The 18,919-nt window shown below is 63.1% G+C and carries 15 protein-coding genes and 2 tRNA genes; 12 read left to right on the top strand and 5 right to left on the bottom strand.

From position 1 onward, the window contains the following. The first annotated feature begins 132 nt into the window (after positions 1-132). The 4 genes from PVE35_RS21955 (at position 133) to PVE35_RS21940 (ending at position 4,967) form a co-directional block, all read left to right on the top strand. A complete protein-coding gene (locus PVE35_RS21955) occupies positions 133-318 on the top strand; it encodes a DUF2065 family protein (RefSeq protein ID WP_268179198.1) in 186 nt (61 codons plus the stop codon). 37 nt (positions 319-355) lie between these two features. Further along, positions 356-1,543: an ATP phosphoribosyltransferase regulatory subunit gene (locus tag PVE35_RS21950; protein WP_268179197.1), complete on the top strand. Its 1,188-nt coding sequence runs from the start codon at positions 356-358 to the stop codon at positions 1,541-1,543. Positions 1,544-1,599: 56 nt separating this feature from the next. Continuing rightward, positions 1,600-2,895 carry an adenylosuccinate synthase gene (locus PVE35_RS21945; RefSeq protein WP_268179196.1) on the top strand — a complete coding sequence of 432 codons (1,296 nt, stop codon included), beginning with the start codon at positions 1,600-1,602 and terminating at the stop codon, positions 2,893-2,895. Between the two features lie 137 nt (positions 2,896-3,032). Then, complete coding sequence (locus PVE35_RS21940; RefSeq protein WP_277372969.1) at positions 3,033-4,967, top strand: methyl-accepting chemotaxis protein; 1,935 nt, start codon at positions 3,033-3,035, stop codon at positions 4,965-4,967. Positions 4,968-5,173: 206 nt separating this feature from the next. Here the strand turns inward: PVE35_RS21940 and PVE35_RS21935 are convergent. Together PVE35_RS21935 and PVE35_RS21930 are read right to left on the bottom strand one after the other, a co-directional pair. Continuing rightward, a tRNA-Leu gene (locus PVE35_RS21935) sits at positions 5,174-5,260 on the bottom strand. An 82-nt stretch (positions 5,261-5,342) separates the two neighbouring features. After that, positions 5,343-5,429: transfer RNA gene (locus tag PVE35_RS21930), tRNA-Leu, on the bottom strand. 207 nt (positions 5,430-5,636) lie between these two features. On the opposite strand from PVE35_RS21930, the gene rnr reads away from it, so the two are divergent. The 8 genes from rnr to alr all read left to right on the top strand — a co-directional run bounded on the left by rnr (position 5,637) and on the right by alr (position 14,217). Beyond that, the gene (gene rnr / locus PVE35_RS21925; RefSeq protein WP_277372968.1) at positions 5,637-8,111 is read left to right on the top strand and encodes a ribonuclease R; all 2,475 of its coding nucleotides are present in this window, start codon (positions 5,637-5,639) and stop codon (positions 8,109-8,111) included. Next, positions 8,108-8,875 (top strand): 23S rRNA (guanosine(2251)-2'-O)-methyltransferase RlmB, encoded by a 768-nt coding sequence (gene rlmB / locus PVE35_RS21920; RefSeq protein ID WP_268179193.1) that lies wholly within the window; start codon positions 8,108-8,110, stop codon positions 8,873-8,875. Before rnr ends, rlmB begins: the two co-directional genes overlap by 4 nt. A 341-nt stretch (positions 8,876-9,216) precedes the next feature. Next, complete coding sequence (rpsF, locus tag PVE35_RS21915) at positions 9,217-9,639, top strand: 30S ribosomal protein S6 (protein ID WP_277372967.1); 423 nt, start codon at positions 9,217-9,219, stop codon at positions 9,637-9,639. A gap of 28 nt (positions 9,640-9,667) precedes the next feature. Continuing rightward, a complete protein-coding gene (gene rpsR / locus PVE35_RS21910) occupies positions 9,668-9,898 on the top strand; it encodes a 30S ribosomal protein S18 (protein ID WP_003246847.1) in 231 nt (76 codons plus the stop codon). Positions 9,899-9,934: 36 nt separating this feature from the next. Then, positions 9,935-10,828 (top strand): hypothetical protein, encoded by an 894-nt coding sequence (locus tag PVE35_RS21905; protein ID WP_268179192.1) that lies wholly within the window; start codon positions 9,935-9,937, stop codon positions 10,826-10,828. A gap of 21 nt (positions 10,829-10,849) precedes the next feature. Next, a complete protein-coding gene (gene rplI / locus PVE35_RS21900; protein WP_268179191.1) occupies positions 10,850-11,296 on the top strand; it encodes a 50S ribosomal protein L9 in 447 nt (148 codons plus the stop codon). A 262-nt stretch (positions 11,297-11,558) separates the two neighbouring features. Further along, positions 11,559-12,953 carry a replicative DNA helicase gene (dnaB, locus tag PVE35_RS21895; RefSeq protein WP_268179190.1) on the top strand — a complete coding sequence of 465 codons (1,395 nt, stop codon included), beginning with the start codon at positions 11,559-11,561 and terminating at the stop codon, positions 12,951-12,953. Positions 12,954-13,140: 187 nt separating this feature from the next. Then, complete coding sequence (alr, locus tag PVE35_RS21890; RefSeq protein WP_277372966.1) at positions 13,141-14,217, top strand: alanine racemase; 1,077 nt, start codon at positions 13,141-13,143, stop codon at positions 14,215-14,217. A 23-nt stretch (positions 14,218-14,240) separates the two neighbouring features. Here alr and PVE35_RS21885 read toward each other — a convergent pair whose 3' ends face one another. The 3 genes from PVE35_RS21885 to PVE35_RS21875 all read right to left on the bottom strand — a co-directional run bounded on the left by PVE35_RS21885 (position 14,241) and on the right by PVE35_RS21875 (position 18,906). Then, positions 14,241-16,142 carry a diguanylate cyclase gene (locus PVE35_RS21885; RefSeq protein ID WP_277372965.1) on the bottom strand — a complete coding sequence of 634 codons (1,902 nt, stop codon included), beginning with the start codon at positions 16,140-16,142 and terminating at the stop codon, positions 14,241-14,243. A gap of 132 nt (positions 16,143-16,274) precedes the next feature. Further along, complete coding sequence (locus PVE35_RS21880; protein ID WP_268179187.1) at positions 16,275-17,819, bottom strand: DHA2 family efflux MFS transporter permease subunit; 1,545 nt, start codon at positions 17,817-17,819, stop codon at positions 16,275-16,277. Beyond that, on the bottom strand, positions 17,812-18,906 hold the full coding sequence (locus tag PVE35_RS21875; RefSeq protein ID WP_277372964.1) for an HlyD family secretion protein: 1,095 nt from the start codon (positions 18,904-18,906) through the stop codon (positions 17,812-17,814). The genes PVE35_RS21880 and PVE35_RS21875 overlap by 8 nt, the downstream gene beginning before the upstream one ends. Between the last annotated feature and the right edge of the window lie 13 nt (positions 18,907-18,919).

Below are 18,919 nucleotides of genomic sequence, written 5' to 3'. Positions count from 1 at the left end.
CGAGCTGCAAGTCACAAGCTGCAAGTGGGCGCCGGTCGCTTACTTGCGGCTTGAAGCTTGCGGCTTGTAGCTTCGAGCGTGTTATCATGCGGCAGCCGGGAAAATCCCGGCTTTTTTGCGTCTGTGGGAATCATGTGGCAGGAACTCGGCATCGCTCTTTGTCTGGTACTGGTGCTGGAAGGCATCCTGCCCTTCCTCTATCCGCGCCACTGGCGCGGGGCGGTCATGCTGGCGGCACGCCTGCCCGACCGTCGATTGCGCCTGATGGGGCTGACCAGCATGTTGCTGGGAACAGCTCTTCTTTATCTGCTTCACTGAAGGCTTGTGCCGCCCGGATCAAGAGGGGAATGGCGAAATGGCAACGGTAGACCGCTGGCTGCTGCCAGATGGCATCGAAGAAGTTCTGCCGCCGGAGGCGGCGCGTATCGAGGCAGCCCGCCGTCAGGTGCTGGATCTGTTTCAACGTTGGGGTTACGAGTTCGTCGTCACCCCCCATATCGAATACCTGGAATCCTTGCTGACCGGCGCAGGTCAGGATCTCGACCTGCGCACCTTCAAGGTCACCGATCCCCTTTCGGGTCGGCAGATGGGCTTTCGTGCCGATATCACGCCACAGGTGGCGCGCATCGACGCCCATACCCTGCGCCGTGAAGGGCCGAGCCGCCTGTGCTACGCCGGCAGCGTGTTGCATGCCAAGCCGCGCGCGTTGACCACCTCGCGCAGCCCGATCCAGCTCGGCGCCGAACTGTATGGTGATGCCAGCCCGGCCAGTGACATCGAGGTGATCAGCCTGCTGGTGGAAACCCTGGAGCTGGCGGCCGTGCCGGATCTGCACATGGATCTCGGTCATGTCGGCATCTATCGCGGCCTGGCTCAGGCCGCCGGCTTGTCTGGCGAGGCCGAGCAGCAACTGTTCGATGCCCTGCAGCGCAAGGCCATGGACGAGATCGGGACACTGACCGCAGCCCTGCCGGCTGGCCTGGGCAACATGCTGCGCTCGCTGGCCGAGCTGTGCGGCGGGCGCGAAGTATTGGATCTGGCTCAGGCGGCTCTGGTCGAAGCGCCGGATGCGGTACACGGCGCACTGGACGAGCTGATGGCCATTGCCGATGCGCTGGAGCTGCGTTACCCCGAATTGCCGTTGTATTTCGATCTGGGCGAGCTGCGTGGCTACAACTATCACACCGGCGTGGTGTTTGCTGCCTTCGTGCCGGGCGAGGGTGGCGCCATCGCTCAGGGGGGGCGTTATGACGACACTGGTGCGGTGTTCGGCCGTGCGCGTCCGGCGACCGGCTTTTCCACCGATCTGAAGACCCTGGTGACCCTGGGCAGCATGCGCCTGGAAGAGCCGGCGGCAGGGGTCTGGGCGCCGGACAATCATGATCTGTATCTGTGGCAGGCCGTGCGTCGCCTGCGCGGTGAGGGCGTGCGTGTGGTTCAGGCGCTGCCCGGGCAAAGCGAGGCGGATGCGCGTGAGGCAGGCTGTGATCGGCTGCTGACGCTGCGCGACGGTCGTTGGCAAGTGGCGCCGTTGGCGCTCTGATTTCATTTTCGCCGGCTGCAGGCCGGCATCGAAGCTTGCGCGAAGAGGACAAGTTTATGGGTAAGAATGTCGTCGTCCTGGGCACCCAGTGGGGTGATGAGGGCAAGGGCAAGATCGTCGACCTGCTCACCGAGCAGGCCGCTGCCGTGGTGCGTTATCAGGGCGGTCACAACGCCGGCCACACCCTGGTGATCGACGGTGAGAAGACCGTCCTGCACCTGATTCCGTCCGGTATCCTGCGTGAAGGCGTCGAGTGCCTGATCGGTAATGGCGTGGTGGTGGCCCCCGACGCCCTGCTGCGCGAGATCACCAAGCTGGAAGAGAAGGGTGTGCCAGTGCGCGAGCGCCTGCGTATCAGCCCGGCCTGCCCGCTGATCCTGTCCTACCACGTGGCCCTGGATCAGGCGCGCGAGAAGGCGCGTGGCGATGCCAAGATCGGTACTACCGGCCGTGGCATCGGCCCGGCCTACGAAGACAAGGTGGCGCGTCGCGGGCTGCGCGTCGGTGACCTGTTCCACCGTGAGCGCTTCGCTGCCAAGCTGGGTGAGCTGCTGGATTACCACAACTTCCAGCTAGTGCATTTCTACAAGGAACCGGCCATCGACTTCCAGAAGACCCTGGACGAGTGCATGGAGTACGCCGAGCTGCTCAAGCCGATGATGGCTGACGTGACGGCCGTGCTGCATGACCTGCGTCGCAGCGGTCGCGACATCATGTTCGAGGGCGCCCAGGGGTCGCTGCTGGACATCGACCACGGCACCTACCCCTACGTCACCAGCTCCAACACCACTGCTGGCGGTATCGCCACCGGCTCCGGTTTCGGCCCGCTGTACCTGGATTACATCCTCGGCATCACCAAGGCCTACACCACCCGCGTCGGTTCCGGCCCGTTCCCGACCGAGCTGTTCGACGACGTCGGCGCCTTCCTCGCCAAGCGTGGTCACGAGTTTGGTGCCACCACTGGCCGTGCCCGTCGTTGCGGCTGGTTCGATGCCGTGATCCTGCGTCGCGCCATCGAGATCAACAGCATCTCCGGTCTATGCCTGACCAAGCTGGACGTGCTCGACGGTCTGGAAACCATCCGTATCTGCACCGGCTACAAGGATGCGGATGGCCAGGTGCTGGTCGATGCGCCGACCGATGCCGACAGCTACCTCGGCCTGCAACCGGTGTACGAGGAAATGCCAGGCTGGAGCGAATCCACCCTGGGCGCCAAGACCCTGGAAGACCTGCCGGCCAATGCTCGCGCCTACATCAAGCGCGTGGAAGAGCTGGTCGGTGCGCCGATCGACATCATCTCCACCGGCCCGGATCGCAACGAAACCATCGTGCTGCGTCATCCGTTCGCCTGATCGCGGGTTCGATCGCTGAAAAGACCGCCTTCGCAGGCGGTCTTTTCGTATCCGGGCTCGGGCATGAAGCTTGCGTGGGCTAAATGTTTTTCGCCAACCGCCGCTATAAATGGCCTGGGTCTCGAGGAGTAATGCCTGTGTTCGCCATGCTTTCCATGTTGCGCAGCCGTTTGTTGCGCCCTGTCTTCATCGCGCTGGGGCTCGCCATGTTGGTGCAGGTGGGTTTGGCGCTGTGGTTGATGCGCGCCTCGGTGGACGAAATGGTGGCAAACCTGGCGCAGCGCCTGGGCGGTGAGAGTCAGCGCCTGGGGCAGGAGCTCAAGGGCGCGCAGCAGGAAATGAGCCAGGGGTTGACGACGCTGTCGCAGAACACCCGAGTGCGCCTGGTCGATGGCTTGTCCGGGCAGCTCAAGAGCGAGCAGGCACAGTTGCGCCAGGTGCTCGAAGGCAGCCTCAAGCAATCCGGCCAGTCGTTGGCGCAACTGCTGGCCGGGGTCGCCCCCAAGGCCATCTGGGATCTGGACATTCCAGCGTTGACGGCACTGACGCGTATCGCCCAGAAGGATCCGGCGGTGCTCTTCGCGGTGATCTACGATGGCGAAGGCAAACGTCTGACCCGCAATTTCAACCGCAGCAATGCCAAGGTGCGTGAGCTGGTCGCTGCCGGGCAGGGCGATACGCCTCTGGATCGACTGGTGGAAGCCGCCTCGCGCGACCCGCAGGTCTATGTGGTCGAGGCTGATATCAGCCCCATGGGGGCGTCCATCGGCAAGGTCCAGCTAGGACTTTCCCTGGATCGAGTGGAAGAAGAACTCAAGGCCTTGGATGGCCGTTTCAATAAGCTGGTCAGCGGTGCCGGAGCCCTGGTCGATGGCAGTTTGTCCGGTGCTTCGGAGGAGGCCACACGGGCGCTGCGTGAACGCCTGCAGGCGGCCGAGCATTACACCCAGGAGATGGCGCGCAATGGCGGCGAGTCGGTGCGCCTGGCAGCCGATGACCTGCGTTGGAGTATCGCTCTGGGGCTGCTTCTGGTCGGTGCCCTGGCGTTGGGCGTGGTGACTCTGGTGTTGGGTTGGCGGGTGCTGAGTCGTCTGCGTCTGCTCAGCGATGCGCTCAACGATCTGGCTGCCGGTGAGGGCGATCTGACCCGGCGAGTCGAGATCCACAGTCGCGATGAAGTGGGGGAGATGGCGGCTGCGGTCAACCGCTTCATGGACAAGCTGCAGCCCATAGTGCGTGAATCCGGCGAAGTGGCGCTGCGTACCGGCGAGCAGATTCGCAGCCTGACCCAGCGCGGCGCCGCGGCCGAGTCTGCGGCTGCGCGCCAGCGTGACGAGGTGGCGGGCAGTCTGCAGGCGCTGGAGCAGATGGCCGATGAGGCGCAGGCCGAAAGCCAGGCCATGCAGGAGGCGCTGTTGCGAGTCGATAGCATCCGTCAGGCGGCTCATGAGAATGCCGTTATTGCTCAGCGTCTGTCGGCCCTGATCGAAGGGCTGGTGGCGCGTGTCGCGGATGGTTCGGCGGTGATCGAACGCTTGGCCAGGCAGAGCGAGCAGATCGAAGTGGTGCTGACGGTGATCCAGTCCATCGCCGAGCAGACCAACCTGTTGGCGCTCAACGCTGCCATCGAGGCGGCGCGTGCAGGCGAAAGCGGCCGTGGTTTTGCCGTGGTGGCCGACGAAGTGCGTGCGCTGGCGAGCAAGACGCAACAATCGACCGGTGACATCCAGACCCATATCACGGCATTGCAGCAGGGCGCGCAGGAGGCGGTGGCGACCATCGCTCAGGCGGGCGCGCAGGGCAGTGAGGGTCTGCAGGTGCTGCGCGACAGTGCGCGACTGCAACAGTCGGTGCAGCAGTCGGTGGACGAAGTGCATGGCGCCATCAATGCGGCCACTCAGGCGGCGGCTCACCAGGCCGAAGGGGCGGGCGCGGTGCGCGGGCGTGTCGAGGTGATCCATGCCGAGGCGCAGCATGCCGCCGAGGCCGTGGCGGCGATTGCCGATAATGCGCGTGCGCTGGACGAACTGGCAGCGCAACTCAAGGCCAGCCTGGGGCAGTTCAGGGTATAGGGGCAGCTACAAGTCGCAAGCCTCAAGCCCCAAGTTAAAATGCGCTCCGGGGTCGCCTGGCAGTGGCCGAAAGGCTTGCTGGGTAATGGCTCGCGAAACACGCTGATCTTTGCAGCTTGCAGGGGGGGGCGGCCCTCCGCCTTGCAGCTTGCAGCTTTCTTTGGGGCAATAAAAAACCGAGTCATTCGACTCGGTTTTTTGAATTTTGGTGCCCAGGAGAAGACTCGAACTTCCACGGTGTTGCCACCACTGATACCTGAAACCAGCGCGTCTACCAATTCCGCCACCTGGGCACACTGCAATGTTCGTCGTTGCCGACACGGAGCGTTGCATCCGTTATTTGCAAAATGGCTTATCAAACCACTTCACGAAATTTGGTGCCCAGGAGAAGACTCGAACTTCCACGGTGTTGCCACCACTGATACCTGAAACCAGCGCGTCTACCAATTCCGCCACCTGGGCACTGAAACCGATGAATCATCATCCGCTTCGTGTTACAACGTCTCCTCGACGCTGTGGGCGCGAACTATACGGGCGGGCATTTACCTTGTAAACCCCTGACCCTGAAAAAATTATTGTCGCCGGAAAAGCTGCCGTGAACGCCGTTTTCGCGCTTCAATAGGCAGATGGCATACACCTCTATACATAAGCATAGGTAATCCTTCTTACATGGCCGATTGGCAATCCCTCGATCCCGAGGCCGCCCGCGAGGCGGAAAAATACGACAACCCCATTCCCAGCCGCGAACTGATCCTGGCCCATCTGGCCGAACGTGGTTCGCCTGCCAGCCGCGAGCAACTGGTCGAAGAGTTCGGCCTCGATACCGATGATCAGCTCGAAGCGCTGCGCCGCCGTCTGCGCGCCATGGAGCGTGACGGCCAGCTCATCTACACCCGTCGGGGCACCTACGCGCCGGTGGACAAGCTCGACCTGATCTGCGGCCGCATCAGCGGCCACCGCGATGGCTTCGGCTTCCTGGTGCCGGACGACGGCAGCGACGATCTGTTCCTCAGCCCGGCGCAGATGCGCCTGGTCTTCGATGGCGACCGTGCCCTGGTGCGCGTGGCTGGCCTCGACCGGCGCGGGCGCCGCGAGGGCGGCATCGTCGAAGTGATCAGCCGTGCCCACGAGAGCATCGTCGGCCGTTATTACGAAGAGAACGGCATCGGCTTCGTCGTCGCCGACAACCCCAAGATCCAGCAGGAAGTGCTGGTCACCCCCGGTCGCACCGCCGGTGCACGCGTCGGCCAGTTCGTCGAGATCAAGATCACCCACTGGCCCACGCAGCGCTTCCAGCCGCAGGGCGACATCGTCGAGGTGATCGGCAACTACATGGCGCCAGGCATGGAGATCGACGTGGCGCTGCGCAGCTACGACATCCCCCATGTCTGGCCCGAGGCGGTGGTCAAGGAAGCGCGCAAGCTCAAGCCCGAGGTGGAAGACAAGGACAAGGAGAAGCGCGTCGACCTGCGTCATCTGCCCTTCGTTACCATCGACGGTGAAGACGCGCGCGATTTCGACGATGCGGTGTACTGCGAGAAGAACAACAGTCGCTGGAAGCTGTTCTCCGGTGGCTGGAAGCTCTACGTGGCCATCGCCGACGTGTCGCACTACGTCAAGGTTGGTTCGGCGCTGGACGCCGAGGCGGTCGAGCGCGGCAACTCGGTGTATTTCCCCGAGCGCGTCGTGCCGATGCTGCCGGAGGAGCTATCCAACGGCCTGTGCTCGCTCAATCCGCATGTCGATCGCCTAGCCATGGTCTGCGAAATGACCATGTCCAAGAGCGGCCAGATGGTCGACTACAAATTCTACGAAGCGGTGATCCACTCCCATGCGCGCCTGACCTACAACAAGGTCAGTCTGATGCTGGAAGATCCCAAGAGCAGCGAGGGCAAGGCCCTGCGCAGCGAGTACAAGGACGTCCTGCCGCACCTCAATCAGCTCTATGCGCTGTATCAGGTGCTGGTCGCGGCTCGCCACGAGCGCGGCGCCATCGACTTCGAGACGCAGGAGACGCGCATCGTCTTCGGTACCGACCGCAAGATCGACGAGATTCGCCCGACCCAGCGTAACGATGCGCACAAGCTGATCGAGGAGTGCATGTTGGCCGCCAACGTGGCCACCGCGCGTTTCATGCAGGATCACGACATTCCTTCGCTGTACCGTGTGCATGATGGCCCGCCGCCGGAGCGTCTGGAAAAGCTCAAGCAGTTCCTGGGAGAGTTGGGCCTGTCGCTGCAGCGTGGCAAGCCCAAGGACGGCCCGTCGCCCAAGGACTACCAGCGTCTGTTGGAAAGCATCCGCGAGCGCCCGGACTATCACCTGATCCAGACCGTGATGCTGCGCTCCCTGAGCCAGGCGGTGTACAGCGCGCAGAACGAAGGGCACTTCGGCCTCAACTACGAGGCTTACACCCACTTCACTTCGCCGATCCGTCGCTACCCCGACCTGCTGGTGCACCGCGCCATTCGCAGTGTGATCCGCTCCAAGCGCGAAACCAAGCACGTGGAGCGTGCGGGCGCGGCGAGCATGCCCAAGGCGCGCATCTATCCCTACGACGAAGCCGCCCTGGAAAAGCTCGGCGAGCAGTGCTCGATGACCGAGCGCCGCGCCGACGAGGCGACCCGTGACGTGGTCAACTGGCTCAAGTGCGAGTTCATGCAGGATCGTGTCGGCGAGACCTTCGCCGGGGTGATTACCGCCGTGACCGGCTTCGGTATCTTCGTCGAGCTGCGCGATATCTATGTCGAGGGGCTGGTGCACGTCACCGCATTGCCGGCGGACTACTACCACTTCGATCCGGTTCATCATCGCCTGTCCGGCGAGCGCAGTGGCCGCAGCTTCCGTCTCGGCGACAGCGTCGAGGTCAAGGTCATGCGCGTCGATCTGGACGAGCGCAAGATCGACTTCGAGTTGAGCCAGGGCAAGGCGACCAAGGGCGACGATGGGCGTCGTGGCGGTATGGGCAATACCGACGTGCACAAGAGCCGCGAGGTGAAGAAGGCGCTGCTCGACAGCGCCAAGAAGAGCGGCGGCAAGGGAGCGTCCAGCAAGGCCTCTGGCCATCGCAAGGGAGCCCCGGCGGCCAAGGGCAAGGCCGAGACGGCCGCCAGCAAGCCGAGCAAGCGTAAGGCGAAACGATGAGTCAGTTGGAAAAGGTCTACGGCGTGCATGCCGTGGAGGCGCTGCTACGCCACCACCCCAAACGGGTCAAGCAGTTGTGGCTGGCCGAGAGCCGCCAGGCGCCGCGCATCCAGCCCATGCTGGAACTGGCGGCGCAGTACCGGGTGCCGGTCGGCCACAAGGAGCGTCAGGAGCTGGACGAGTGGGCCGAAGGCGTGCACCAGGGCGTGGTCGCCGAGGTCAGCCCGAGCCAGGTCTGGGGCGAGAACATGCTCGACGAGCTGCTCGAGCGCAGCGAGGGCGTGCCCTTGCTGCTGGTGCTCGATGGCGTTACCGACCCGCATAACCTGGGCGCCTGCCTGCGCACCGCCGATGCCGCTGGCGCGCTGGCGGTGATCGTACCCAAGGACAAGTCCGCCACCCTCAACGCCACCGTGCGCAAGGTGGCCTGCGGTGCGGCCGAGGTCATCCCGCTGGTGGCTGTGACCAATCTCGCGCGCACCCTGGAGAAGCTGCAGAAGAAGGGGCTATGGGTGGTCGGCACCGCTGGCGAGGCCGAGCAGGAGCTGTATCAGCTCGACATGACCGGCCCGACAGTGCTGGTGATGGGCGCCGAAGGCAAGGGCATGCGTCGTCTGACCCGTGAGCACTGCGATTACCTGGTCAAGCTGCCCATGGGCGGCAGCGTCAGCAGCCTCAACGTCTCGGTCGCCACCGGCGTCTGCCTGTTCGAGGCGGTGCGCCAGAGAAGCAGCGGCAAGCTTCAAGCTGCAAGCCGCAAGTAGAGGCAAGAGCGCAGCGCTTGATCGTCCCGGGCCGGCTCTTACCCTGATTCGCTTGGAGCTTGGAGCTTGGAGCTTGGAGCTTGGAGCTTGGAGCTTGGAGCTTGGAGCTTGGAGCTTGGAGCTTGGAGCTTGGAGCTTGGAGCTTGGAGCTTGGAGCTTGGAGCTTCTGTTCAAATATTCACCAATTCACCTTGCGTGCAGCTAGGGGCTTCTCTAGAATGGCGCCCCTTGCTGTGACGGCAGGCCTTTTTGCGCCTGTCGGCCGGTGAGCTCATCACGAGAAAAAACCACTCCTTGCCTGACCACCTGAGTTGGCAGGCTACAACCCGTAAGGAGCATTTATGCGTCATTACGAAATCATCTTTCTGGTTCACCCGGATCAGAGCGAGCAAGTCGGCGGCATGGTCGAGCGTTACACCAAGCTGATCGAAGAAGACGGCGGCAAGATTCACCGCCTGGAAGACTGGGGCCGTCGTCGGCTGGCTTACGCCATCAACAACGTCCACAAAGCCCACTACGTGATGCTCAACGTAGAGTGCACCGGCAAGGCCCTGGCCGAGCTGGAAGACAACTTCCGCTACAACGACGCCGTGATCCGTAACCTGGTCATCCGTCGCGACGAGGCCGTCACTGGCCAGTCCGAGATGCTGAAGGCCGAAGAAAACCGCAGTGAGCGCCGCGAGCGTCGTGAACGTCCTGAAAACGCTGAAAGCAACGACAGCGATGACAGCGACAGCAACGACAGCGACAACGCTGACGAGTAATTCACGGATCTATTGAGGAGCCAATCACATGGCACGTTTCTTCCGTCGTCGTAAATTCTGCCGTTTCACCGCTGAAGACGTGAAAGAGATCGATTTCAAAGATCTCAACACTCTGAAGGCCTACATCTCGGAAACCGGCAAGATCGTTCCTAGCCGTATCACCGGTACCAAGGCTCGTTATCAGCGTCAGCTGGCCACCGCTATCAAGCGCGCCCGCTTCCTGGCCCTGCTGCCCTACACCGACAGCCACGGCCGCTGAGATCGGACAGTCGACAAGCGTTAAGGAATAGATCACATGCGTGCCCTGGCTGAATACATCATGCGCGGCCGCATGCAGGCCACCCTCGTGGTGGTGGGATCGGCAGCGATGCCGCTGTTGTTCTGGTTGAGTGCCGCTGCCGGCAGCCTGGTGCTGCTGCGGCGCGGAGCCAGTGATGCCCTGGGCATCCTGGCCTGGGCCATGCTACCGGCGATTGCCTGGTGGTATTTCGGCGAACCGCGCACCTTGCTGGTGCTCGTCGGTGCGCTGAGCCTGGCGTTGTTGTTGCGCGCCAGTTGGTCCTGGAGCCGCATACTGCTGTGCAGTGTGGCGCTGGGCTTGGTGTATGGCTTGGTTCTTGGGGCGGTGTTCCGCGAACCCATCGCGGCCATGGCCGGTGAGCTGCAAAAGCTGCTGCCGACCATGTTCGAGGGGGCTCACCAGCAGATGACGGTGAGCGAGCGCGAGCGCTTCGAGGCCTTGATCGCACCGGTGCTGACCGGATTGCTGGCGGCTCTGCTGCAGATCCTCAGCTTGCTGAGCCTGATTCTTGGGCGTTACTGGCAGGCCGTGTTGTACAACCCAGGCGGTTTCGGTCGCGAGTTCCGCGAACTGAGACTGTCGCTGCCGCAGGCGTCGTTGCTGCTGGCGGGCATGCTGCTGGGGCCCAATCTGGGGCCGCAACTGGCCATGCTCACGCCGTTGTGTAGCGTGCCGTTGCTGTTCGCCGGGATTGCCCTGGTGCACGGCCTGGTGGACAAGGGGGGGCTCGCTCGCTTCTGGCTGGTGGGCATGTACATCACGCTCCTGCTGTTCATGCAGCTGATCTATCCGCTTCTGGTGGTCTTGGCCATCGTCGACAGTCTGTTTGATTTCCGTGGTCGCCTGGCGCGCAAGAACGGCCCAGGCTCTACGGACGGTGAAGGTTAAAAGTTAAGAGGTAAGACCCAAATGGAAGTCATCCTGCTGGAAAAAATCGCCAACCTGGGCAACCTGGGCGACAAAGTGAACGTCAAGGCCGGTTACGGCCGTAACTACCTGCTGCCGCAAGGCAAGGCCACCGCTGCTACCGCTGAGAACGTGGCTGCATTCGAGGCCCGCCGCGCCGAGCTGGAAAAAGCCGCTGCCGAGAAGAAGGCTTCTGCCGAAGCTCGCGCTGCTCAACTGGCTGAGCTGGAAGTCACCATCACCGCCGTCGCTGGCGATGAAGGCAAACTGTTCGGTTCGATCGGTACCCACGACATCGCTGACGCCCTGACCGCCTCCGGCGTGGAAGTGGCCAAGGCCGAAGTTCGCCTGCCCAACGGTACCATCCGTCAGGTCGGCGAGTACGACGTTGCGCTGCACCTGCACACCGACGTCGAAGCCACCGTGAAAGTGATCGTGGTCGCTGCTTAAGAGCCGCCCCTGATCTGCTGCGCGTCGGCTCTGCTGCGTTGAAAGTGGGTTCGCAATGCTCATTTACTACTCGTAAACTGCGCTTGCTCACCCACTCTCGCCTTGCAGGGCTCTAGCTCGCCAGATCACGAACTGACTCTTGTAGCAGTGGTCATGGCAGCCCTTGCACTCAGGTGCCGGTCTGCCAAAATCGGGCACGTCATTGCGCAAGCGGTGACGTGCCCGTTGTTTTTCTACCGCCGTATCTTTGCGCCCCGAGCTTATGAACGACATCAGCATTCCCGAGCAATACGATCTGCAGACCGCTGCCCTGAAGGTGCCGCCGCACTCCATCGAGGCAGAACAGGCGGTGCTGGGTGGCCTGATGTTGGACAACAACGCCTGGGAGCGCGTGCTCGATGCGGTGTCCGATGGCGATTTCTACCGCCACGACCATCGCCTGATCTTCCGTGCCATCTACAAGCTGGCCGAGCGTAACCACCCCTTCGACGTGGTGACCCTCTCCGAACAACTGGACAAGGAGGGGCAGCTTTCCCAAGTCGGTGGTCTCGCCTATCTGGGCGAGTTGGCGAAGAACACGCCATCGGTGGCCAACATCAAGGCCTATGCGCAGATCATTCGCGAGCGCGCCACGCTGCGTCAGCTCATCGGCATCAGCAACGAGATCGCCGACAGCGCCTACGCGCCTGAAGGTCGCACCGGCGAGGAGATTCTCGACGAGGCCGAACGCAAGATCTTCGAGATCGCCGAGGCCCGGCCCAAGACCGGTGGCCCGGTGGGCATCAACGATATCCTGGTCAAGGCCATCGACCGCATTGACCAGTTGTTCAACATGGGTGATGCGATCACCGGTCTGTCCACCGGCTTCGACGACCTGGACGAGAAGACCAGCGGCCTGCAGCCTGCCGATCTGGTGATCGTCGCCGGCCGTCCGTCCATGGGTAAGACCACCTTCGCCATGAACCTGGTGGAAAATGCCCTGATGCGCAGTGACAAGGCGATCCTCGTCTACTCGCTGGAGATGCCTTCGGAGTCCATCGTGATTCGTATGCTCGCCTCGCTGGGGCGTATCGACCAGACCAAGGTGCGTGCCGGCCAACTCGACGACGACGACTGGCCGCGTCTGACCAGTGCGGTGAACCTGCTCAACGACCGCAAGCTGTTTATCGACGATACGGCGGGGATCTCCCCCAGCGAAATGCGCGCCCGTACCCGACGCCTGGCTCGCGAGCACGGCGAGATCGGCCTGATCATGGTCGACTACCTGCAGCTCATGCAGATTCCCGGCTCCAGCGGCGACAGCCGGGTCAACGAGATTTCCGAGATCTCGCGCTCGCTCAAGGCTCTGGCCAAGGAGTTCAACTGCCCGGTCATCGCCCTGTCGCAGCTCAACCGCTCGCTGGAGCAGCGCCCCAACAAACGTCCGGTGAACTCCGACCTGCGTGAATCCGGAGCGATCGAGCAGGACGCCGACATCATCATGTTCGTCTACCGTGACGAGGTGTATCACCCGGAAACCGAATACAAGGGCGTGGCTGAGATCATCATCGGCAAGCAGCGTAACGGCCCCATCGGCACCGTGCGCCTGGCCTTCCTTGGCAAGTATTCGCGCTTCGAGAATCTGGCACCGGGTAGTTATCAGTTCGACGATGAATAAAGCAGCTTCAAGCCACAAGCCACAAGTAAGAGCCAAAAGCGATACGGCATGTTTGCCGATTCTGGTCGCGGGCTAGATGCTTGCAGCTTGCAGCTTGCAGCTTGCAGCCTGTAGCTGATCCTGCTCAATGAAAACGGGTGCCCAACGGTTAAGATGGGCACCCGTTTTTTCGTTCAGGCTTTTCCCCATGCGTCCGCTTGCTGCTATCGTCGATCTTGCCGCCATTGCCCACAATTACGCCGCTGCCAAGCGCTGTGCGCCGGGGCGGCAGGCATTTGCGGTGGTCAAGGCCAATGCCTACGGGCACGGCGTGCGGGAGGTGGTGACGGCACTGCAGGATGTCGCCGACGGTTTCGCCGTGGCTAGCCTGGAGGAGGCGGCTGAGGTGCGGGCGATGCACGGCGAGGCGCGCATCCTGCTGCTCGAAGGCTGCTTCGAGTCCAGCGAATACGCCATCGCGGCGCAGCTCGGTCTGGATCTGCTGGTGCAAAGTGCGGCACAGGCCAGGGCGCTGATCGCCAGTGAATTAGCGCGTCCGCTCAACGTCTGGCTCAAGCTGGACTCCGGCATGCACCGTCTGGGGTTCGAGCCTACTGAGTTGCGTCTGTGGCATGCCTGTCTGCAGGACGCTGCTCAGGTTGCCGAACTCAACCTGCTCAGCCATTTCGCCTGCGCTGACGAGCGTGGCCATCCGCTCACCGAATTGCAGGTCGAGCGCTTCCTCGATTTGCTGGATCTGGATTTCAACCATCGCTCGTTGGCCAACTCGGCGGCGGTACTGACCATTCCCGCCGCGCACATGGATTGGCTGCGCCCCGGCATCATGCTCTACGGTGCCACCCCCTTCGCTGAGCTCAGCGCCCATGATCTCGGCCTCAGGCCAGCCATGACCCTGGCGGCGCGAGTCATCGCCATACGTGAGGTGGCAGTGGGCGAGAGTGTCGGTTATGGCGCCGCCTGGATTGCCGAGCGCCCATCGCGCATCGCAACGGTCAGTTGCGGCTATGCCGATGGTTATCCACGCCACGCGCCGAGCGGGACGCCGGTGCTGGTCGAGGGGCAGCGTGCGCCACTGGCGGGTAGGGTGTCGATGGACATGCTGGCCGTGGATATCACCGAGCTGAGCGAAGCCGGCATCGATTCGCCAGTGGAGCTATGGGGCGCGAACCTGCCGGTGGATGAGGTGGCAGCCGCCTGCGGCACCATCGGCTACGAACTGCTGACCAAGGTCACCACACGCGTGCCCCGGCGCTATATCGGTTGAGTTGATGTAGCCCTGATGCACTCCTAGGCCAGGCCGCTCGGCACCTTGAGCACGTCGAGCTGCAGGCAGGCCTGTTCGCTGAGCTCGCCATCGTCGCCGTAGATGCGCGAGCCCGAACGGCCCAGCTCCTTGACCCGATACAGCGCCTGATCGGCGGCCTTGTACAGGCCTGTGAAGTTCTTCGCGTGGCGCGGGTACAGGGCGCCGCCGATGCTGATGGTCACGCGCAGACGTTCGGCACCGTAATGCACCGGCTCGGACAGCTCTGCCAGCAGCCGCTGGGCGATCTCCCGGGCCTGGTTCTCGGCGTCGTTGCCGCAGATCAGCGCGGCGAACTCGTCACCACCCAGGCGGGCCACCGCATCGCCTGCGCGAACATGTTCGCGCAGGCGCTTGGCAATCACCTGCAGCATCAGGTCGCCGGCGGCATGGCCGAAACGGTCATTGATCGGCTTGAAGTGATCCAGGTCGATCAGCAGCAGCGCGACGCTCTCCTTGTGTCGTTCGGCATGGGCCAGGGCCGATTCGCAGCGTTCGACCAGGTAGCGACGGTTGGGCAGTTCGGTCAGCGGATCATGAAAGGCCGCATGCTGCAGCTCGCGCTCACGTTCGCGTAACTGGGCATTGGTCGCCGCCAGTTCGGCAGTGCGCTCGGTCACGGCGTTCTGCAGCTCTTCTGCGCTGGCCTGCAACTGTGCCAGGCGTGCGGTCTTCTCGCGGTCGGCCTGCTGCAGGGCTTCGGCCCGCTCCTGTTTGAGGATCTGGATGCGGTAGGCGAGGGCGAAGGAGAACAGGATCGATTCGGCTGCCACCGCCAGTGGGAACACATAGGCATTCCATTCGGCCGGTTGCAGCACGCCGGTGGTGCGCAGCAGCAGAATGGCCACGCCACCGAGCACCAGGCCATAGCCATAGAGATACAGTTGCGCCGGGAAGAAGCCTTGGCGCCAGCGAATTATGGCACTGCCGAGTGCCGCAGGGATGCTGGTCAGCGACAGCAGGGCGATGGCCCAGGCAGCCAGGTAGCGGTGTTCAAACAGGGTCAGGGCGATGGCGATGAGGTAGACCACGCAGGCCATGTTCAGCAGGTGATGCGCCCAGCGCACATGGATGCGCGTCTGCAGCAGGGTCTGGGTGAAGCGGCTGGCGCACAGCCCCCAAAGCGAGGGCAGGGTGATGCGGTCGAGCCAGGCCGGCACCGGATGGTTCGGCCACAGGTACTGCGCGCCATGGCCGGTCATGCTCATGATGAAGAGCAGAGCGAAGGCGGTGGTCAGCACGTACCAGAAGTAGGCCTTGTCGCGTAGCGAGATGAGGATGAACAGGTTGTACAGCAACAGCGCGAAGACTACCCCGTAGATGGCGCCAAGCCCCAGATTCTCGCGCACGGCCAGTTGCGTGAGGTCATCGAGTTGCCAGATGCGCAGCGGGAAGGAGTTGCCGGCGGGGTCGAAAGCGCGCAGGTAGAAGGTGCTCGGTTGTTCGCCGATTTCGGGTAGATCGAACACCATGCGCCGGTAAGGGTGGTCACGACTCTCGCTGAAGGCCACGCGCTCACCAGCCTGGCGCTGGTGCCAGCCGCCCTGGCCATCGGCCTGATAGAGCTGCAGGTCGAGCTGGGTGACCGAGCCGACTTCCAGTACCCAACGTGAGGGGGCAGTAGTCTCGCGTTGCAGGCTGAGCCTGATCCACCAGGGGTTGAGACTCTGACCGACGCTGGCACGGCCCTTGCCCGGCTGGAAACGGCTCTGCACCAGTGGGTCGGCCATGTCGGCGATGCTGAGCCGGCCGCCGACATCTTCCAGAAGCTCGATGTAGCCGTTCAGCGAATGGCCGCTGCTATTGTCGTCCAGCACGGCAGGAGCTGCGCACGCAGCGGCCACCAGACCGAGCAGCAGGACGATCGATAAGACTAATCGCTGCACTACACGCACTCCGTGAACCCGGCTGTCGCTGCCGATGCTTTACTGCGTCGAGTAAGCCATAAGGGGGACTGTGATCACAAGCTTGGTGACAGGTATAGCCCAGCCTGACGATCGCCATGATCCCGCTTTGCTTCAATGCACCTCTCCAGGCTTCAGGCCTGGCGGCAGGCGGCGGGTAAACAGGATTGCCACCACGCTGATCACCAGCGCACAGCCCATGATATGGAAGGCCTCGTTGTAGGCAAGGATCGAGGCCTGCTCGCGGGTTTCCTGGCTGAGCACGGCGAGGGCGCGCTGCGTGCTGCCGAGTTTTTCCGTGAGCCATTCGAGTCGCTCCAGGGCCTGAGGGTTGAGGTTGCTGAGCGATTCGCCGAGGTACTGGTAATTGCGGCTGGTGTCGTTCTGCAGCATGGTCATCAGCAGGGCGATGAAGATCGCACCGCTGAGATTGCGCAGGATATTGAACAGCGCCGAGGCGTCGCCCGCGTCCTTGTGTTCGATGTAACTGGTGGCAATCAGCGACGAGGTGATCAGGATCAGCGGCTGACCGATGGCACGGATTAGCTGGATATGCAGTAGCTGCGGGCCTGACAGGTCGGGGTTGAGCGAGCCGCTGATGAAGCTGGCATAGCCGAACAGCATGAAACCTATGGCGCACAGCAGGCGTGGGTCGATGAAGCGCATCAACAGCGGCACGAAGGGGATCAGCGCCAATTGCGGCAGGCCCATCCACATGATCAGCTCGCCGATCTGCAGCGGGCTGTAATTCTGAATCTGCGACAGATACAGCGGCAGCGCGTAGATCGAGCCATACAGGCCGATGCCCAGGCCCACGGTGGCGATGCAACTGAGGGCGAAGTTACGGTTCGCGAGAATGCGCAGGTTGAGCAGTGGATGCTGGCGCGATAGCTGAATGATGAGAAAGCAGCCCAGGCTGACGAAGGCGATCAGTGCCAGCACCACGATCAATCGTGAGCTGAACCAGTCGCTGCGATAACCCTCCTCGAGAAATACCTGCAAGCAGCCCAGGCCGAGCGCCATGCTGCAGATACCGGCGTAGTCGGCACGACGTATCTGCCGCCAGTCGATGGCGCGTTTCTCCAGGCCGTAGAGCAGCCCGCAGATCATCAGCAGGCCCGGCGGCAGGTTGATGTAGAACAGGTATTGCCAGCCCAGGTGCTCCGTCAGCCAGCCGCCGATGGACGGGCCGATGGCCGGGGCGAAGGTGGCGGTGACGGCGAACAGCGCCATGCCGATCGGGCGGCGATGGGGCGGCAGGCGCGTCAGCACCATGCTGAAGGCCAGCGGAATGAAGGCGCCGCCGCACAGCCCTTGCATGGCACGAAAGGCGATCATGCTGTGCAGTGACCAGGCGTGCGAGCAGAGTAACGAGGAGACGATGAAACCGATCGACAGCCAGACGGTCAGGCGGCGCGCGCCCAACAGGTTGGTCAGCCAGACCGTCAGCGGGATGATGATGATCTCTCCGACCAGATAAGAGGTGGATATCCACGAGCCTTCGCTGATGGTGGCGCCGAGGGCGGCCTGGATCTCCTTGAGCGAGGCGTTGGTGATGAGGATATCGATGACCGCCATGAAGGCCCCGAGCATGGCACTGAGCACTGCGATCCAGTCGCGCAGGCTGGGCTCGCGTTGCGCCAGCGCTTGCTCAGTCACGGCTGTCCACCGTCGCGATGACCGACATGCCTGGGCGTATGCGCTCCAGTTCGGGAATGTTTTCCGGCAGGCGGATCTTCACCGGCACGCGCTGGATCACCTTGGTGAAGTTGCCGGTGGCGTTGTCCGGCGGCAGCAGGCTGAATTCGGCGCCCGTGGCCGGGTACAGGCTATCGAGGGTGCCTTGCAGGCGCAGGTTGGGGAGGGCGTCGAAGCGCAGCTCGACCTTTTGCTGTGGGTGCATGCGCGCGACCTGGGTTTCCTTGAAGTTGGCCTGCACCCAAAGCTCGCGTGGCACCAGGGCGAGCAGCGCCTCGCCCGGACGCACGTACTGCCCCTCGCGTAGCGAGCGGTTGCCGACCCGTCCGGCGATCGGCGCGACTATCCGCGTGCGGGCCAGGTTCAGACGTGCCTGGGCCAGGTCGTTGTGGGCGCCGTCGAGCTGATTCTGCAATTGCTGGCGGCGATTATCGAGCTGCTCGAGTTCTAGGTGATAAGCCTTCAGCCCGGCCTTGGCCTTGTCGACGTTGGCGCGGGCTACTGCGACATTGGCGCTGAGGCTGGAAAACTGCTCCTCCGAGACGAAGCCGTTGCGGCGCAGGGCGCGCAGGCGTTCGAGATTGTCCTGCTGGCGACCGAGTTCGGCGCTGCCGGCCTGAACCTCGGCGGCCTGCGCCTCGATTCGCGCCTGTTGCTGCGCCTGCTGATTGGACAGGCTGTGCAACTGAACCTGCAGGTCGTTGATCTGCGTCTGGATGCGCTGCTCCTGATAGACGTAGTCGGCGTCGTCGAGGCGGGCCAGCACATCACCGGCCTCGACCCATTGGTTGTCCTGCGCCTGTACGCGCGTGATGCGCCCGGCAAGCTGGCTGGAGACCTCGACGATATCGGCGCGCACATAGGCATTGTCGGTGGTTTCCAGAAAGCGTCCTTGCAGCAGCCAGTACAGTCCGAAAGCCAGGGCGATGCAGAGCAGCACGGCGGCGAACAGGGCGAGGCGGCGCAGGGTCTTGGCATCCATGGCGTAGCCTGAGTCCAGGTCGACTGGTTTGGCTGCGAGGGGGCGTGCAGGTTCGGCGTGGGTCATGGTGGTGTGACTC

Source organism: Pseudomonas sp. AA-38, from assembly GCF_029457475.1.
GTDB lineage: Bacteria > Pseudomonadota > Gammaproteobacteria > Pseudomonadales > Pseudomonadaceae > Aquipseudomonas.
Note: the sequence above shows the minus strand (reverse complement) of the source record. Positions and strands in the feature narration are given on the sequence as shown.

Coding starts and splice junctions, on each gene's coding strand:
- PVE35_RS21955 (WP_268179198.1), top strand. CDS start 133: ATGTGGCAGGAACTCGGCATCGCTCTTTGTCTGGTACTGGTGCTGGAA.
- rpsR (WP_003246847.1), top strand. CDS start 9,668: ATGGCACGTTTCTTCCGTCGTCGTAAATTCTGCCGTTTCACCGCTGAA.
- alr (WP_277372966.1), top strand. CDS start 13,141: ATGCGTCCGCTTGCTGCTATCGTCGATCTTGCCGCCATTGCCCACAAT.
- PVE35_RS21945 (WP_268179196.1), top strand. CDS start 1,600: ATGGGTAAGAATGTCGTCGTCCTGGGCACCCAGTGGGGTGATGAGGGC.
- rlmB (WP_268179193.1), top strand. CDS start 8,108: ATGAGTCAGTTGGAAAAGGTCTACGGCGTGCATGCCGTGGAGGCGCTG.
- rnr (WP_277372968.1), top strand. CDS start 5,637: ATGGCCGATTGGCAATCCCTCGATCCCGAGGCCGCCCGCGAGGCGGAA.
- PVE35_RS21875 (WP_277372964.1), bottom strand. CDS start 18,906: ATGACCCACGCCGAACCTGCACGCCCCCTCGCAGCCAAACCAGTCGAC.
- PVE35_RS21905 (WP_268179192.1), top strand. CDS start 9,935: ATGCGTGCCCTGGCTGAATACATCATGCGCGGCCGCATGCAGGCCACC.
- PVE35_RS21950 (WP_268179197.1), top strand. CDS start 356: ATGGCAACGGTAGACCGCTGGCTGCTGCCAGATGGCATCGAAGAAGTT.
- dnaB (WP_268179190.1), top strand. CDS start 11,559: ATGAACGACATCAGCATTCCCGAGCAATACGATCTGCAGACCGCTGCC.
- rplI (WP_268179191.1), top strand. CDS start 10,850: ATGGAAGTCATCCTGCTGGAAAAAATCGCCAACCTGGGCAACCTGGGC.
- rpsF (WP_277372967.1), top strand. CDS start 9,217: ATGCGTCATTACGAAATCATCTTTCTGGTTCACCCGGATCAGAGCGAG.